This is a genomic window from Mycobacterium sp. 663a-19 (genome assembly GCF_035616495.1).
In the GTDB taxonomy this organism is placed as follows: domain Bacteria; phylum Actinomycetota; class Actinomycetes; order Mycobacteriales; family Mycobacteriaceae; genus Mycobacterium.
In genome coordinates, this window is record NZ_JAPJAV010000002.1 from 306,806 (window position 1) to 323,293 (window position 16,488).

Below are 16,488 nucleotides of genomic sequence, written 5' to 3' on the forward strand. Positions count from 1 at the left end.
CAAGGGCTCCGCCCCCGGCCGCGTCACATCGACTCGGCCTTGGCGCGGGGTTGACGTCGCCGCCTCGGCCCCCTAGATTCAAACCCGAATCTGGTTCGGGTTGAGGACGGTGGGGGCGTGCCGACACAACGAGCGGTTTTCATCGGCGCGGCCGGCGAGATGTGCCGGGTCTGACCACATGGGCAACGCGCACAACCGAATTCAGGCGACCGAAGAGGCGCCTCAACTCAACGCGGACGTCGTCGTCGTCGGGGCGGGGATCTCCGGTCTGACCGCAGCCAGGCGCCTACACGAGGCGGGGGTCAACGTGCTGGTGCTGGAGGCCGGCGATCGCGTCGGAGGGCGCACCGTCAACCTCGACGTCGCTGACGGGGTGATCACCGAGGGCGGCGGTCAATGGATCGGGCCCGGTCAGGAGCGGATCTCCGCTCTCATCGACGAATTGGGGCTGTCGACGTTCGACACCTACGTCACCGGCCACGCCATTTACCAGTTCCGGGGCAGGCGACGAACGTACACGGGCAACAATCCCCCGCTGCGGCTTCGGGCCAAACTCGATTACATCGAGCTGCAAGCGCGGTTGGAACGGATGGCGGCGAGCGTGCCGGGCGCGACGCCATGGGCTGCGGCCAAGGCGGTCACCTGGGACGGCACCACCTTCGGCCATTGGCTCGACAGGAACGCGTTGACGGACGAAGCGCGTTGGCTGCTGACCCTCGCGTTCACCACCATCCTCGGCGAGGACCCGCACAACAGCTCACTGCTTCGCGTTCTCCACGCCATCAAGACGTGCGGCGGCGTCGAACACATGATGGGCATCACCGGCGGATCCCAGGAATCACGCGTTACCGGCGGCTCCCAACTCGTCTCGTTGCGGATGGCCCGTGACCTCGGCCAGCGGGTGATGCTCGACACGCCGGTGTCCGAGGTCGCGCAATCGCACGACGGTGTCGTCGTGAAATCGGCTCGGGCACACCTACATTGCCGACGGGTGATCGTCGCCATGGCGCCCGCCGACGCTGAGCGCATCCGCTTCCGCCCCGACCTTCCCGTCCGCCGGGCAACCCTGCAACGCAAGTGGCACAACGGCACCGCGATCAAAGCCCTCGCCGTCTACGACGGGCCGTTCTGGCGGGACCAGGGCCTGAACGGGCAGGCCATCGCCGATCTGCCGACAACGTCGTTCGTCGTCGACAATTCGCCGCCCGACGGCAGCGTCGGCATCCTGCTGACATTCATCGGGACTGCCGGCTCCGGTACGGAACTGGCGTGGAACGACGCCGTCCTCGACAATCCCGAGCAGCGGCGCGAGGCCGTTCTCGCCGACTTCGCGACGCTGTTCGGACCCAAGGCATCTCGGCCCCAACAATTCCTCGAGAAGGACTGGGTGCACGAACCGTGGATCGAGGGCTGCGTGAGTGCACGCGCTCCGGGCCTGCTCACCCAGTGCACCGATGCCGTCAGCGTGCCCATCGGGCGCGTCCACTGGGCGGGTTCTGAGACGTCGACAGAATCCTATGAGGGCTACATGGACGGCGCGGTACGTGCCGGCGAACGGGTTGCCAAGGAGGTTACCGACGCTCTCTACCCGGTCGGAGCGTAGGTCGCCAGATAGGCCGTGATCATTCGGCGCGCCTCGGCCATCGTCGCGTCGTCACCGTCTGGCGATCGCCGGAATGCGATGTCGAAGAGGCGGTTTCCGGCTTCGAAAGCCAACCGGATCACGTGCAGGGGCGTGTCGTCGCGGACGAGGTGCCGATCCAGCAGCATCCTCCACACCGACTCCGACTTCTCGTCGTCGAATGCTTGCACCAGGTCGGTCACGGCCTCGTTCCGTCCGGCGAACCACAGCTCGGCGCAGTCGGGATGTGTCCGAAAGTATTCCATCAACGGATCGATGATGGCGTCCGTCGCGTCGCCCAAGGTTCGAATCTCCTTGGTTCTCAGCACCTCTGAGACATGCTTGTCCAGTTCACCGAGGTGTGCTCGAATCAGCTCCATCTCGACGTCGTGGCGATCCGAGAAGTAGTGGTACATCGATGCGATCGGGATCCCCGCGCGGTCACCGACCGCCTTGAGCGTCGCCGCCGCGTAGCCTTGCTCGCTCAGAATCGTTTTGGCCGCGGTCAGGATGGCGCGCCTGCGTTCGACTCCGCGGCGCTGCACCCGAGACTGTGACGGCTCGGCCCGTTCGGCGATGAGCCGCGCGGCACGGCTCATGGACGTCCTTTAAACTCGAACACAATTCGAAATCTTATCAGTAGAACGTGGTATTCCACCGAACTACAGGTCGGCGGAGGTTCGCTAGCCGACGACCTGCGCTCGCTGCTGTGACGGACGCGTCCTTTTGACACTCTGCCACATGACTACATGGTTGGGTTTCATTGCGGTGCAATGGCTTCCGGGAGACTTGCGTGGCTTTGCGGGCCGATGCAGATCAGCGTGCAGCCGGGCTGTCGCGTCTGCCCCGGCACCGGGGTGTTGGCCGGCATCCACGGGAACATCGGCGGCTGCCCGAGCGGCTGCGGCGGGCCGAAGTCGATCAGCGGCATCCGCGCCATCGGATCGTCGACCGACAGGCCGTTGATGTTCATCGGCAGGCCGGGACCCAGCCCCTCCGGGTGCTCGTCGTGGGCGTCGCCCAGCGGGGGCGGCGGCCCGGTGATCGGCGGCAGGTCGACCGGGACGACGCCGGTCGCATACGCCGCCGCCCAGCCCAGCACGTTCTGGGCGTACGGCATCGAGTTGTTGTAGCGCAGGATCGCGGCCATCACCTGCGCCGGGTCGCGCAGGTTGAGCCCGCCGGCGCACAGGTACCGGGCGGCCGCGAGCGTGGCGTCGAACAGGTTCTGCGGATCGGCCGTGCCGTCGCCCTTGCCGTCCGAGGCGTACCGCGCCCAGGTGCCGGGCAGGAACTGCATCGGGCCCATCGCGCGGGCGTAGGTGACCCGGTTGCCGACGCTGCTCTGCAGGATGACCTCGTTGCCGGGCAGCGTGCCGTCCAGCGCCGGGCCGTAGATCGGGACGACCGCGGTGCCGCGCGCATCGACGGCGCCGCCGCCCGCGTGGCCGGACTCGATGCGCCCGATCCCCGCGAGCAGGTTCCAGCTGACACCGCAGCCCGGCGCCTCGGCGGCCATCTTCTGTTCGGCGCTGCGGTAGGCCGACAGCGCGATCATCGGGATGCCCAGCGCACCCGGCGCGCCGACCGACACGCTCGGTGGCGGAGCCGAGACGGCAGCCGGCGCGATACGAAAGCTGGTCGGTGCATGCGGGACCGTGATCACTGCCGGGCCCGGCGGGGAGCTCCCTGCGGCGGCAGCAGACGCCACCGGAGAAATTGTCCCGTTAGCACGCAAAGCGGCCGTGGGCGTGTGAATTTGCGGAGCGGCGGCGGCCACGGCGCCAGCGAGTACCACGGGAGTGACCACCGCGACGCTCACGGTCGGCGTCCGTGCTGCGCGAATTGCCCGCTGGCACACCACCGCGAGGCCGAGGTGGTGCAGCGCCCAAACGACCAAGTGCATATACGATCTGCTCGCCGAGGCGGGTTGCTTAGTGTGGGGTATCAGACGGTGACGTGCCATCTTGGGCCTCCTTCACGCAGCCGCACTCGGTGCTGGCGCAAGCGTCCTCGGTGAGTCGAAATCGACAACGTGGGTCCTTGGTCGCCGTGAGGGCGGTACCCACATACGACACCTGGCCTCTCCCGAAATAGCCTGGGCTGCACGGCTTTGTACCGAATCCCGCCGTCGTTCAGCGCGAGCGCCTTCATTGCCTGCTAAGCCATCCTCTCGCCGTTGCCGTGGTGGGCTCACCCCCTGAAGAGCGGACCTTGCCCTCCTCTTGGCTTCAGTAGTAGGTACTAGGCGGGCCTTCTCCGCTCGGTGGTTGGTAGTGCGCCGCCGAGTTCCGAAGCTGCCAAATCTGAGCAGGGCACAACAGATTGACTGCATACGAAACCAAGTAGTTGGCTGCGAATTCGTCGTTAGGGGTCACGTCACTTTTCACGTCACTCATCACTTGGGCGTACGCTCCACCCCGACTGACTTTGTCGCAGATCCCATGGCCGTAACCGATCGCATCATTGTTGGGAAAGTTGTAGTGCCGCCGCACCGTCACGTTGTAGAGATACTCGATGTCGGGTGCCGGCGCGGCATGCGCGCGGGCGGCTGACACCTGCACGGCCCCGGCAACGGCTGCGGAGAACGCGATCAAGAGGACCACTGACTTCCGGCGCTTCATGGCTGAGTTCCTTGGGCGGGGTTACGGGAAGTAACGTCGTTGACAGATTTTGTGACGGCAACGCCCGTGCGAGCGCCTAATGCGTCGACGAGATAAAACGTTTCGTGCCTAAGAGATCGCACTCTAACCTACTGTGGCGGATAGGCGGGCGGCGGATACACACCCCGCAGGATCCAGGCGAACCAATTTGTGCCGAACTCGAATTCGTCGCTGGCGTCATAGTCCGGGCTGGGATCAATCGGAAGATTCTGCGACCTGTCGCCCGGGGAACTCAGAGGCGATGTTTCCCCTCCACCTCCGGTTGTGTCCGCCAGTCGCTGCGGCTGCCCGTAGACGGCTACCACCACCGTGCGATCGTGACTGTTTTCCGACCACACCCCGATTTGCGTGTTAGCGCAATCTGACATGATCGCAAAATCGGCGGGGTCGTCATACCAGCGGTTGATCAACTCGATACCACTGATCGCGAGAGCGGGGTTGATCGCCACAGTTTCCGCCACTTTTCCCTTATAGCCGGCGGCGTTGGCGCGGTCTTGTGGTGTGGATCCGTCAGATCCGGTGTCGCCGTCGAGGTTTCGGTTGCTGAGCACATCGTGGGTGTGCCGTTGGGCGGCCAGTTGCAGTTGCGGGTTGGTTCTAACGTCGTTGGTGCAGCCGGCCTGATGCTGCATGGTGAAGACATTGGCTACCACACCGTCGTTGAGCCGCTTGTTGTTCGGGACAAGTGTGTTGTTGTCACCATCGGCATATGCGGCGGGCGTGCCCAGTAGGACGCCGGCGACGCCTACCAAGGCGGGCAGGGCGAACGGCCGATACGGCATGTCGATCTCCTCCTTATCAGCCGCCAGCGAGCGGTGGCTGGTAGTGGCTGCTGAGGCTCGCAATTGGCAGATCTGTGCGGGCCCACAGTTCGTGGGTGGCGTCGGTGAAGTTATGGCCGCACGTCGCATTGACGAGATAGGCCGCAACGCCCGCGCGCGAGCGCGGAGTGACCGCCGTTGACGCGACAACGAATAACCCCGCCCACGCGAAGTCCACACGCGCTGGCAGCGTGCGAAGTATGCGATCCATTACTCGGTTGCGCATCGTAATGGGCTCAGACCGGGTCGAATTGAGAGATCAGCCATCGACCACCGACCTTGTCGAGGGTGACCCGAACATCGGATGCGGTACTGGTCGGCGCATCTTGGCCCACAATGATGGTCTGGTTCACAGACAGCAGGACCACCGCGTGGTTGGCGGTCGCAGATTTCGACGCAGCAGCCGGAACGGTTGCCACAGCAGAGATCTGCTTTTGCTGTGCTCCTGGGATCACCACGTCGTGGGTCAGCTGGGTGTAAGCGTTCAGGAACGTACCGGTCAGTCGGCCACGCGCGGCCTCCAGGTCCTTCTGCACGGTGTCGGGCCGGTAGGACAGCAGGGCGATCGTGCTCTCGGTGGCAACCCGCACGGATTCCGTCCGGGCCGCCGCAGCCTCGCGGGCCGAGGCGTCCTGCCACTTCAGAAAGCCCGCGGCGGAGGCCAGTATCAGTGCCAGCCCCGGCAGCACACCGTAGGCGATCGTCCGCGACCAACGGACGCGACCCTTCGCAGCGGTCGGACGCCGATAGTAGTTTGCCTCCTCGGCCTCCGCGGACGCTTGGGCCACGGTCGCCTCCTCGTCAGCGGTCACTGTCTGAACCCGCTCGGCAGGTGATTCCTCCGCTGAGTGGGTGTCACCCAGATAGCCGCCGCGGCGCAACTTCGGCCACCTCATGGCACGAACCCGACGTGGGAAACTTTGACCTGATCGCCGACCTTCTGCACGGAGACACGCATCCGCCAGGCGCGCGGAACCTGTTCGGATACACCGGCATTCGACGTCTGTACGGACACGGCGACCAGCGCCTGGGCTGCGTCGCCTGTCTCCGACTCCAGGCCGGCCTCCGTAATCGTCCCGACTGTGGTCGCCTTGGCTTGCTTGAGCACCTCGATGAACGGCTGTGACCGCTTGGCGAAGTCGTCGTAGAACTCCCCCGTCGCGCCGTCCAGAATGCGGTGCACATCGGCATCGGCATGCCGCCAGTCGATTGTCGACAAGTTCAGCGCGCCCTGTCTCGCCACTTGGAGGAATTGATTTCGCTGCGCCAGTGCCTGGTGCGACTGATACACACGAAATCCGAACCATCCCACCAGCACCGCCAACGCAACGACGACGGCCACCCCGAACCGCATCGCCGGCCGCAGCGGCGACGTGGCCTCTCTGGGCCGCACGTCTGGCACACGATCGTCGCCGCCCGCGTCGGACTCAGTCGCAACGTCCTCGATGTCGCCGTCAGTGTCCAAGGGATCCAGGAGGAGATCGACATCGGTCACTACGTGCACATCGTCCTCCCGTCGCGGTCGGTCGGCCCGCGCTATCGCTGTTAGTTGCCCGGCGGCGGGAGCAGCATCGTTTGCCATGTCTTGTCCTTCGGTGCGGTTTGGGCCAGGTCTGATTGGGTGTACTGCTGCCCGTCTGGCCCGATATAGGTGCCGGTGGCGGGGTTGTACTCGGCCGCGGGTATCGGCAGCGGCGGGCCGGCAGGCCCGGCAGCCTCCGGAGCAGACCCAGGCAGCAGTTGCGGGATGTCTTGGCCCGACACAGTGGCGTTGGGGTCGCCCTTCCAGTTGTAACCGTCGTTGAGCGGCACATACTGCTCGGCGCTTTCACACAGCTTCACCGTGGGCGCGCTCTTGCCGGGCGCGGTTTCGCATGGGACGTTGCGCGCCCCGCGCACGTCGAGCTGTGAGTCCTTGGGGACCCTGCAGTACAGCAGGCCGGCCGGGAGGTCCGGAGCGTCTTCGAACGTGGGATTGCGCCTCTGCTGCGACGGCAGATACCCGGTGGTGCACGGGGCCGGCAGATTGAGGTTGAGATTGAGATTGGCGAAAAAGCCCGCGTAGTCCTGCTTGGTATTCGCGTTGGCCACGATGGCCGCTTGGTGATTCGCGACCAGTTGGGGGAACAGCACCAGGATTTGTTCGATGTCGTTTCGGTAGGTGACCCCGACCTGGCCGACGCTGACCAGGTTGGCCAGCAAAACCGGCAGGGTCGGCTGCAATCGCTCGACCAGTCGCTGGGCCTCCGCGACCGCTGAGCCGCTGTTCTCCACCATGCCGGTGAATGCCTCGTCGTGGGTCTGCAATTCCGTTGTCACCGTGGCCATGTGCGATGCCCACTGCTGGATTGCGTCAGATGTGTGGGTCTGCGAGTCGAGGACCGGCTGCGATTGGTCTATCAGCGCGAGCAGCGGGTCGAGGTTGTTGTGCGCCTCGATTGCCAGGTCGGATGAGCCTTTGACGAGGCGGGACAGCTCCGGGCCGAGGCCGCCCACGGCGGTATACGACTCGTCGATGACGGTCTTCAGGTTGTCGCGCGGCACCGCCTGCAGAGCAGTGTTGACCGCGGTGAGCAGACCGTTGATGTCGGGCGGCACGGACGCGTTGGCCAGTGCGATCACGTCGCCGTCTTTGAGCGCCGGCGACGTGCCGGTACGCGGCAGCAACTCGACGTACTGCTCGCCGAGCGCGGTTTCGCTGTGCACCTCGGCTTTGAGATCGGAGGGAATGTGGATGCCGGATTTCAGCGATAGGACGGCTTCGACGCCCGTGCTGGTCAGCTGGACAGATTGCACCCGGCCTACTTCGCTGCCGCGGTAGGTCACATTGGCCCTGCTGTAAAGCCCGCCAGTGCGCGGCAGCTCCAGTCTCACGGTGTAGCGGCCGACGCCGAACAACATAGCCGGCAACTTGATGACATGCAGAAAGGTGTATGCCGCCGTGACAAGCGTGACCGCGATGAGGATCGCCAGCTGGAACTTGATTCGTCGGTAGCGCATCTAGGGCCCCTGGTTCCAGCGATACGGAATCGTCAGTGGATTGCCTCGGTTGAATGGGCCACCACCCGTGCATGGGCTGGGGAACTGGCCGATGGTGCGGCCCCACTGGAGCTCCAGCTCGGTCAGATTGCACTGCCACCGGGTGCCGGTGAATAGACCACTGTCGATGCGACTGAGGGTGAGGTCGATGATCATCGTCAAGTTGGCGTAGTCACCGCGTTGAACTTTCTCGAGCGTGTCGTTTGCGTAAGGAAAGGTGGTCAGGAGGCTGAGCGATCGCGTCATGCTGGGGCCGGCATTGGCGAACGACTCCAACACCGGGCCCATCGCCCGCAGTTCTTTGACCAGGTTCTGTTTGGTACGGCGGACCGTGTCGACGGTCAGGGCGCTGAATTTGCTCAACTCACTGGATGCGTCGGCGAGGTTCTCCCGCTCGTCGTTGAGCACCGCGAGCGCGTCGGGGATGGTCTTGATGGCCCGGTCCAGGACTAGTTGCTGCGCGGCGAACTTTCCGACGAGGTTGTTCAGGCTGTCGGTGGCGGAGATGATGTCACGGCTCTGGTCGTTGAGGTTGCCGGTGAAGGTGTCCAGCTGCTTCATCAGGGTTCGCAGGTCTTGCTCACGGCCCCGGAACGCCGTGCTGAACGCCTCGGTGATGTCCTGTATTTGGCCCAGCCCGCCGCCATTGAGTACCTGTGAGAGCGCCGCCAGTGTCTGCTCGGTGCGCGGATACGCACCGGCGCGTGACAAGGGGATAAGGGAGCCGTCATGAAGCTCGCCCTGCGGGGGGCCGTCCGCAGGGGGCGCCAGCTCGATGTGTAGCGAACCTAGCAGGCTGGTTTGGCCGAGTTTGGCGGTCGAATTGGCGGGCAGGTGGACGTCACCGTTGAGGCGCATGGTCAGCAACGCATGCCAGCCCTGGCGCTCGATCTTCGTCACAGTGCCGACCGTCACGTCGTGGACCCGCACCCGCGAGTTCGTTTGAAGGTTGTCGACATCGGGCAGCTGCGCCTGGATCACGAACGAAGCCGGTCCGCGCCCCTGCGTTCCGGGCAGCGGTAGCGAGTTCAATCCACGCCAGCTGCAACCAGTTATCCCGGCAACAACAATGATCGTCATCAGGCTTGGTCCCACCAAGCCCCGCCTGCTGAGCCTCATGAGCCACCTCCGGGGGGGATCATCATGCCGGGTAGGCCGGCAGCGGGGTTGGTGGAAACCGCCGCCGCGGCCGGTGCTCCCGGCGTTGCGGGCGGCGGTGGTTCGGCCGGAGGAGTCGCGGCGGCGGGCGGCGATTCGGGAACCGGGGGCACGTAGTCGGGCCGCATCCAGTCCTCGCTGTAGGTGACTTCGTTAGGCCTGGCCTGCGCTCCGACGAAGAAGTTCATCCCCAGCGGGGGGAAGTTGTATTGGCGGTTCTTGACGATCGGCGCCAGGTATTGGACGCAGAGCTTCGCGGCTTGCTCACCGCCCAAGCGGGAAGCGGCCTGCACCGCGCCGCAGAGGAAGGCGATCGGATTGGCGAAGTTGTTGACGGCCAACACTCCACTGAGGCCACCATTGGCCGGCTTGAAGATGTTGACGAAATCGGAAGCGGCGTGGGGCGTGATGTGCAGCGTCTGTTTGATGTCGTCGAGGCTGTCGACCAGCGCCTTGGTGATCGATGCCAATTTGTCTGACGTGGTACCGATCGCTTCGCGGTTCTCGGCCGCGAACCCTCGCACATCCGCAACGACCGCGTTGAGGTCTTCGACCGCCTGTCCGACCTTGTCGGGGCCGTCGGCGAGCAGCCCCGAAACCGCGGCCAGGTTGTGGTTGAGCTGCTCGAGCAGATCGGTGCTGTCGTGCAGCGCTGACACCAGGATTGACAGGTTCCTGAACGTGCCGAATATGTCCTTGCTGTGATCGCCGAGCGCGGACACCGCCTGCGACAGCTTGACGATGGTGTCGCGGATACTGACGCCCTGCCCGCGCAAATTGTTGGCGGCGGTGTTGATAAGCGCACCGAGCGTGCTCACGCCGCCCGGCTGGGTGGGCCGTAGCAATTCAGTCAGCCGCTCAAGCTGCCCCCGCAGGTCGTCCCACTCGACCGGCACCACCGTGTGGGCCTGTGCGATGACCGCGCCGTTCTGCATCGCCGGTCCGCCGGTGTAGGGCGGCGTCAGCTGGATAGCCCGACCCGTCACCAACTGCGGTGACAGGATCGCCGCCATAGCATTGGCGGGAACTTTGTATTTGCGATTGAACCAGAAGGTGATCTTGGCCCGCTGGGGCTGCGGTTCGATCTTTTCGATCCTGCCCACGCGCACGCCCCGGATGAGCACATCGTCACCGGGAAAGACGCCGGTACTGTTCTCAAAGTAGGCGACAACCGTTGTTCGGGCGGTCTGATCGGTGGCGCGCAGCGCGACGAACAGGCCCGCGACGAGCACGAGCACGAGCCCGACCGCGACGGCGATGCGCGGGTGCGTCCGCAGCCGGGTTCTCACGGTTGACCTCCCGGCGGCGCGGGGCGCCCCGCCTCACCCGGTGCCGGCACGTACACCGGCGACGGTGTCGGCTCGGGTGTGGACCGCAACCCGGGTGGTGCCACGGCGGGCGGTCCGGGCGGCGGCCCGCCGGGCGGCGGTGCCGGCGGCTCAGGCCGGTATGGGTAACGGCCCGGAGATTGTGGTGGCAAGTTGGGGTCGAGATTGCCGGTGATCGCGTCGGGCAGATTCAGCCGCGGTTCACCGCCCTGGCCAGTCCGCGGGTACGGCAGCGGTAGCGGCGGGGTCGCAGGCTGACCAGTTTGCGGATCCGTCAGCTGCGACGGCAGCAACGTGGCCGGATCCAGTCCCAGATCGGAAAAAGCGGCGTCGAGGAACGGTTGGACGAACTGGCCCGGCAGCAGGTTCGCGATATATACCTTGAAAAATGGCCCCCCGGAGATAGTTTCACCAAGCTGCAAGATGTAGCGGTTGAGACCGGGAATGGCCTGCTGCAGCCGCTCCTTACGGTTGTCGATGATCGCCAGCACCCCGTTTAGCTTGTCTAGGGCCGGCTGCAGCTGTTGTCGATTCTCCGCGATGAATCCCTTCAGTTGCCGCGATACGGCGGAGATATTGGTCCAGATCTGGTCCAGCGCCGCGCTTTGCGTCCGCAGCTGCGCCATCAGGGCGTTGGTGTCCTTCACGAGGCTCACCACTTGGTCGCTGCGCTTGGCAAGCACTCCTGTCGCCTTGGACGCGTTGTCGAGCAGGTGGCGTAGTTGGGCGTCGTGCTCGTTAAGCGTTTGCGCGAACCGTGCCAGTCCTTGCACCGCGTTCCGCAGGTCTGGCGGCGTAGTGGAGAAGGTTTGGGCGAGGGTGGCCAGCGAGTCGGACAGCTGGCTGGTGTTCAACCCGCTGATCGTGGTGGCCAAGTCACCGAGGGCTTCGGGCAGCTGGTAAGGAGACACTGTCCGGTCGATCGGGATGGCGCCGGTGAGCCGTCCGTCACCCCGGGGCGTCACGTCGAGCACCTTGGTGCCCAGAAGGCTCCTCGTTTTGATCGCAGCAGCGGTGCGGTCGCCGACACGGACGTGCTTATCCACCTTGAACGTGACCAGCACGCCCTGTCCGTCGAGTTCGATGCCCGACACCTTTCCCACCGGATAACCGGAGACCTCGACGACGGCGCCGTTCAGCAGCCCGCCGGCGTCGGCGAAATACGCTGAGTAGCTTGTGTTCTGGTTGATGAAGGGCAGGTTCTGGTACTGCAGTGCGGCCATGGTGATCGCGACGACTGCTGCGGAGCCGACGATGCCGATGAGCAAGGGGTTGCGTTCAGAGAACGATTTCATTTCGGCGTGCACCGCCCCGTGCTCTGACCGGCCACCTTCACATACACCGGCTGGCCCCCTTTGCCGTTGACCTTGAGGACGATTTCGCACAAGTAGAAGCTGAAGTAATCGCCGTAGATCCCCTGGCGGCTCATCGCCCGGTACTTGTCCGGCAGCGTGTTGAGCAAGTTGTCGAGATAGTCGCGGTCGGCGACCGCGATGCCCGCAGCGCGGTCGGTCTGGTCGACCACTTTTTTGAACGGCTCACGAGCCTGTGACAGCAGGTCGGCGATCGAACCGGCAGCAGCGTTGGTGTAGGCCACCGCATTTGAGACGTCGGTTTTGCGTTCGGCGAGCCTGTGAATGAGCTCCGACAACGACGTCACCGCCTTGTCGAGCTGGTCGCTCTGGCCGCCCAACGACCCCAGCACCACGTTGAGGTTGTCGATGACCTGTCCGATCAGCAGATCGCGGTCAGCCAACGTGTTGGTTACCGCCGCCGCTTGGTCCAGGAATGAGCTGATCGTCGGGCCCTGTCCCTGAAACGCCTGTATCAGCTGTCCGCTCAGCGCGTTTACTTGTTCCGGATTCAGTGCGCGAAATAGCGGCCGGAACCCGCCAATCAGCGCATCCAAATCCAGTGCAGGCTCGGTATGGGACAGCGGAATCGTCTGACCGGGCTGAAGCGTCTTGACTCCTCCGGCGCCTTCGGTGAGGGCTAAGTAGCGGCCGCCGAACGGATTGTCGTAGCGGATCACCGCTCGGGTCCCCTCGGTCAGAACGACAGTGTCGTCGGCGGAAAACTCGACGCGCACCGTCGCGTCCGAATTGACCCAGATTCCCTGGATTTTCCCGATCTCCACCCCGGCGATCCGCACCATGTTGCCCTTCTTCAGGCCGGAAACATTGGCGAACTCGGCGCTGTAAACCTTCCCCTCACCGAACCGGAACTGTCCGTAGATCGTCAGCAGCGCGAACGTGACCAGCAGACAGACCGTCAGGAAGATCCCCACGCGCCAGGCGGCGCCTCTCAGGTTGTTCCGCACGCGTTGTTCTCCTGGGTTGGCAGATCGTTGGCGGTCAGTGCGATCACGGCGAGCCGGGTTGGGCCGGCGGCCCACCGGGGCCTGCCGACACCGGAGGGGGTTGGGGTGCCGGCGGCACACCAGGCCACAGCGGCACCCCGCCAGGGCCGTATAGCGCCGCGCCGTACGGCGGTGCCCCTGGGTAAGAGATCGGACCGGGGGCCGGCCCGGGAAGACACGGGCGGATGCTGGGCGGCTTCGGCACCGCGCGGGTCACCGGCAAGTAGTCTGCCCAGCAGGGATGCCCGATGCCGGGGTTGGGCCGAATATCGACCCCCGTTCCCCAACCGGTGTTGGTGACGAGCTGGCGCACCGGGAAGTTCTTCGTCACGTCCGGCAGCGATCCGCATCCCGGCCTGCCGCCGGGTCCACCTTTGGCCGCGACGATGGGCAGGTTGTCCGGATACATATAGGGGTCATCGCCCAGCGCGAGTCCGAAGTCGAGTTGAATTGACCTGCCGTCAGCGCCGCCCCACGCCGAATAGCCCCCGTGGTCTAGGTACCACTTGGCACCCTGCAAAAAGCAGGTGTACTCAGGGTTGTACTTCAGCAACAGGTCGGTCGTCGGCTCGAGTGCGTTGACCGATCCGACGAGGTTGTCCCTGCTGGCGCCCAGCAGGGTGGTCCCGGCTTTCGAGAAGCCGATTACGTTGAGCAGCAAGGAATCCAGGGCTTTCGCATGGTTTACGACGGTGGCGCTGGTGGTGCTGCCGGCATTGAGGACCGTCAGGATGTCCCGCGCGGCCGCGTCATAGGTGTCGCTGAAGTTCGTCAAGGAACGCCAGTCCTGGCGGATGATGTCTCTGCGCGCGTTAAGGGCCTGCAACACCTCGTTGAGATCGGTTGTGGCCTTGCCGATTCGCTCGCCTTGCCCGCGCACACCCTCGGCCATGGCGGTCAGCACCGCGTTGAGCTTGCCCGGGTCGACCATCTTGAGCAGATCGACGACGTTCTCGAAGACCGTGTTGACCTCTGTGCTGACATTCTTCGAATGCAGAACCGCGCCAGCGGCCAACCGAGCAGCACTGGGATGCTGCGGATACACAAGCTCGACGAACTTGGCGCCGAATGCGGTGGTGGCCTTGATCTCTGCCTGGACGTTAGCCGGGATGTAGCGGATCTGATCTGGGTCGATCTCCAGCTTCAAGCTGGCCCCGTTGGTGCCGCCGCCGATCTGGCCGACCCGTCCGACCTGGACGCCGCGCAGCTCCACCTTGGCCCCAGGATCCAGCACCAGCCCCATTCGATCCGACGTCAGCGTTACCGTCACATAGGAGCTGACTACGCCCGTGAAGGCCGCCGTGGTCGCGAACAAGAACATGCCGATCAAGGCAAAAAGGATCAGCGTCCACCACGCGGAGTGGACACGGTGTTTTCCTCGCCCGTCGTTCATCGCGCTAGCCGGTGAAGTGGATGTTGCCGGACTGGCCATAGACGGCGAGGGTGAGGAGAACGAGCGCGAAGCCCACGATCACCATCGCGCTGCGCACCGCCCGGCCCACGGCCTCGCCAACCCCGGCCGGTCCGCCGGTGGCGTTGAATCCGTAGCAGGTGTGAAACAGCATGATGATCACCGTGAGGGCCAACGAGTTGAAAAATGACCAGATCACATCGGCGGGATCGAGGAACGTGTTGAAGTAGTGGTCGTACACGCCGGGCTCCTGGTCGTAGAAGACAGTGGTCGAGACACGAGCGGCGAAAAAAGCCATCAGGGTAGACACGCAGAACAGGGGAAGCGCCACGAACACCCCGGCTATGACCCGGGTAGACGCGAGGTAGCCGATGCTGCGGATACCGATCGCCTCGAGCGCGTCGATCTCCTCGTTGATGCGCATCGCTCCCAGCTGGGCAGTGGCGCCGGCGCCGATGGTTGCCGAGAGGGCCACCGCGACGGTTGCCGGGACTATGAAACGGATGTTGACCAATCCGCCGGCCAACCCGGTCAGGGCTTCCACACCGATCGACGCGAATTGGTTGTATCCCTGCACCCCGACAAGGGAACCCGTCGCTAGCATTATCATCGCGAAGACCCCGACGGCTCCGCCGATTACCGCGAGCGCGCCAGCACCCAATCCCATTTCCGCAATCAATCGCAGCAGTTCGCGCCGGTAGCGCATAAAAGCGTTGGGAATCAAAGCGAGCGTCGCCGCATAGAATCGCGTCTGGGATCCGATCCGATTCCAACCGTAAATCACATTGGTTATAGCTCGCTGCGACCACGGAAATTGTTCGCCCGCGGCGGCAATCGACAGTGTCTGTGTCATGAATTCACCTCACGACACAGTGAACTGGATACCGACGGCGGTGGAGACGAGGTTAATCGCGAATAACACGACGAAGGAGAATACGACGGTCTCGTTGACGGCGTTACCGACAGCGGCGGGACCACCGCCGACCGTGATTCCCTTATAGCAGCCGATCAGGCCGGCCGCCAGCCCGAATAGTGTCGCCTTGATTAACGAAACGACGACATCGCCGACGCCGGTGAGCAACGTCAAATGGTCGACAAAACCTCCCGGCGAAACGTGCTCGACATACACGGAGAAAACGAACGAGCCGACGAGTCCGGCCATGATCACCGCACCACCCAGTGCCAAGGACACCGTGGTAATTGCCAGCACCCGAGGAACCACCAGCGACCGGATAGGATCGACGCCCATCACCCGTAAAGCGTCGAGTTCCTCCCGGATTGTCCGCGATCCCAGATCGGCGCAGACCGCGGTGGCGGCCGCGCCGGATATCACCAACACCGTAGCGACCGGGCCTACCTGACTCACAATGGCGGTCGAGGCACCCGTCCCGGAGTAATCCACGGCACCGATTTCCATCAATACGACATTGATGGTGAACGTCAAGAGCACCCCGTACGGGATTACCATCACCAGAGCCGGCAGGGTCGTTACTCGCGCCACGAACCATGTCTGCAGAACGTATTCACGCCACGCAAACGGAGGCCGGAACATCATGACGAAGGTATCCAGCGACATCGCCATGAAGCCGCCGAATGTACGCAACGGCTTGGTGGCCCCATAAACTGACGTCAGCATATGCGCCCCGACACCGCGGCGGTGAGCGAATTCGATCCGGCCGCCGACCCTGCAGATATGGCCAGCACATCCGCGTCAGATCGTTTATCAGCGGCAGTCATCAGGATCGTATCCCCAATCCGAAGGCGCATAAGGCGGCGTTGACTTGGGACTATGCCAACCCCCGTCCAACGAACACATCCGTTGAACTACCGACCCATTACCGATACACCCGGACGGCCAGTCCTCACCCGACTCGGCCACGATGGCGCTGCAGCTCTGGGCGGGAACCGGCCGGCAGCCGGCTGCGCGGGGCTCAGGTCGAGCTTTGGTGAGGAGGTGTTGCACGTGGCGTCGATCGTGCTGCGGGACAGCATCAGCTCGGTTAGCTTCTGGCGGTTGGTCGTCCGCAGGCGACCATGCCCCCGACGCTCAGCTCTCGAGCGGTCAGCAGTGATCACGTGGTCGGGGTC

General features: G+C 64.4%; 14 protein-coding genes and 1 pseudogene. 1 reads left to right on the forward strand and 14 read right to left on the reverse strand.

Translation table 11 applies throughout. The features are described from left to right. Positions 1–178 precede the first annotated feature (178 nt). Complete coding sequence (locus OQ968_RS05770) at positions 179–1,603, forward strand: flavin monoamine oxidase family protein (protein ID WP_324675611.1); 1,425 nt, start codon at positions 179–181, stop codon at positions 1,601–1,603. On the opposite strand, the gene OQ968_RS05775 is transcribed toward OQ968_RS05770, so the two are convergent. The 14 genes and pseudogenes from OQ968_RS05775 to OQ968_RS05840 all read right to left on the reverse strand — a co-directional run bounded on the left by OQ968_RS05775 (position 1,585) and on the right by OQ968_RS05840 (position 16,036). Continuing rightward, on the reverse strand, positions 1,585–2,220 hold the full coding sequence (locus tag OQ968_RS05775; protein ID WP_324675612.1) for a TetR/AcrR family transcriptional regulator: 636 nt from the start codon (positions 2,218–2,220) through the stop codon (positions 1,585–1,587). The two genes, OQ968_RS05770 and OQ968_RS05775, sit on opposite strands and share 19 nt — an antisense overlap. Before the next feature lie 206 nt (positions 2,221–2,426). Then, positions 2,427–3,527, reverse strand: a pseudogene (locus OQ968_RS05780) (lytic transglycosylase domain-containing protein); the annotation flags it as partial. Positions 3,528–3,852: 325 nt separating this feature from the next. Further along, on the reverse strand, positions 3,853–4,245 hold the full coding sequence (locus OQ968_RS05785) for a DUF732 domain-containing protein (RefSeq protein WP_324675614.1): 393 nt from the start codon (positions 4,243–4,245) through the stop codon (positions 3,853–3,855). 128 nt (positions 4,246–4,373) lie between these two features. After that, positions 4,374–5,066 carry a CAP domain-containing protein gene (locus tag OQ968_RS05790; RefSeq protein ID WP_324675616.1) on the reverse strand — a complete coding sequence of 231 codons (693 nt, stop codon included), beginning with the start codon at positions 5,064–5,066 and terminating at the stop codon, positions 4,374–4,376. 275 nt (positions 5,067–5,341) lie between these two features. Continuing rightward, positions 5,342–5,806, reverse strand: coding sequence for a hypothetical protein (locus OQ968_RS05795; protein WP_324675949.1), 465 nt, complete (start codon positions 5,804–5,806; stop codon positions 5,342–5,344). A gap of 191 nt (positions 5,807–5,997) precedes the next feature. Beyond that, entirely contained in the window at positions 5,998–6,600 is a 603-nt protein-coding gene (locus OQ968_RS05800) for a mammalian cell entry protein (RefSeq protein ID WP_324675617.1), read from the reverse strand. Between the two features lie 50 nt (positions 6,601–6,650). Then, positions 6,651–8,105, reverse strand: coding sequence for an MlaD family protein (locus tag OQ968_RS05805; protein ID WP_324675619.1), 1,455 nt, complete (start codon positions 8,103–8,105; stop codon positions 6,651–6,653). Continuing rightward, a complete protein-coding gene (locus OQ968_RS05810) occupies positions 8,106–9,224 on the reverse strand; it encodes a virulence factor Mce family protein (protein ID WP_420715835.1) in 1,119 nt (372 codons plus the stop codon). Between the two features lie 35 nt (positions 9,225–9,259). After that, a complete protein-coding gene (locus tag OQ968_RS05815; protein ID WP_420715836.1) occupies positions 9,260–10,591 on the reverse strand; it encodes a virulence factor Mce family protein in 1,332 nt (443 codons plus the stop codon). Then, on the reverse strand, positions 10,588–11,925 hold the full coding sequence (locus OQ968_RS05820; protein ID WP_324675953.1) for a virulence factor Mce family protein: 1,338 nt from the start codon (positions 11,923–11,925) through the stop codon (positions 10,588–10,590). Before OQ968_RS05820 ends, OQ968_RS05815 begins: the two co-directional genes overlap by 4 nt. Continuing rightward, complete coding sequence (locus OQ968_RS05825) at positions 11,922–12,950, reverse strand: virulence factor Mce family protein (protein WP_324675622.1); 1,029 nt, start codon at positions 12,948–12,950, stop codon at positions 11,922–11,924. The genes OQ968_RS05820 and OQ968_RS05825 overlap by 4 nt, the downstream gene beginning before the upstream one ends. Positions 12,951–12,993: 43 nt before the next feature. After that, the gene (locus tag OQ968_RS05830) at positions 12,994–14,382 is read right to left on the reverse strand and encodes an MCE family protein (protein WP_324675623.1); all 1,389 of its coding nucleotides are present in this window, start codon (positions 14,380–14,382) and stop codon (positions 12,994–12,996) included. A 4-nt stretch (positions 14,383–14,386) separates the two neighbouring features. Beyond that, positions 14,387–15,241, reverse strand: a complete 855-nt coding sequence (locus OQ968_RS05835) for an MlaE family ABC transporter permease (protein WP_324675955.1) — start codon at positions 15,239–15,241, stop codon at positions 14,387–14,389. Positions 15,242–15,262: 21 nt separating this feature from the next. Continuing rightward, positions 15,263–16,036 (reverse strand): ABC transporter permease, encoded by a 774-nt coding sequence (locus OQ968_RS05840; protein WP_324675624.1) that lies wholly within the window; start codon positions 16,034–16,036, stop codon positions 15,263–15,265. Positions 16,037–16,488 lie beyond the last annotated feature (452 nt).

Coding starts and splice junctions, on each gene's coding strand:
- OQ968_RS05770 (WP_324675611.1), top strand. CDS start 179: ATGGGCAACGCGCACAACCGAATTCAGGCGACCGAAGAGGCGCCTCAA.
- OQ968_RS05775 (WP_324675612.1), bottom strand. CDS start 2,220: ATGAGCCGTGCCGCGCGGCTCATCGCCGAACGGGCCGAGCCGTCACAG.
- OQ968_RS05785 (WP_324675614.1), bottom strand. CDS start 4,245: ATGAAGCGCCGGAAGTCAGTGGTCCTCTTGATCGCGTTCTCCGCAGCC.
- OQ968_RS05790 (WP_324675616.1), bottom strand. CDS start 5,066: ATGCCGTATCGGCCGTTCGCCCTGCCCGCCTTGGTAGGCGTCGCCGGC.
- OQ968_RS05805 (WP_324675619.1), bottom strand. CDS start 8,105: ATGCGCTACCGACGAATCAAGTTCCAGCTGGCGATCCTCATCGCGGTC.
- OQ968_RS05810 (WP_420715835.1), bottom strand. CDS start 9,224: ATGACGATCATTGTTGTTGCCGGGATAACTGGTTGCAGCTGGCGTGGA.
- OQ968_RS05820 (WP_324675953.1), bottom strand. CDS start 11,925: ATGAAATCGTTCTCTGAACGCAACCCCTTGCTCATCGGCATCGTCGGC.
- OQ968_RS05830 (WP_324675623.1), bottom strand. CDS start 14,382: ATGAACGACGGGCGAGGAAAACACCGTGTCCACTCCGCGTGGTGGACG.
- OQ968_RS05840 (WP_324675624.1), bottom strand. CDS start 16,036: ATGCTGACGTCAGTTTATGGGGCCACCAAGCCGTTGCGTACATTCGGC.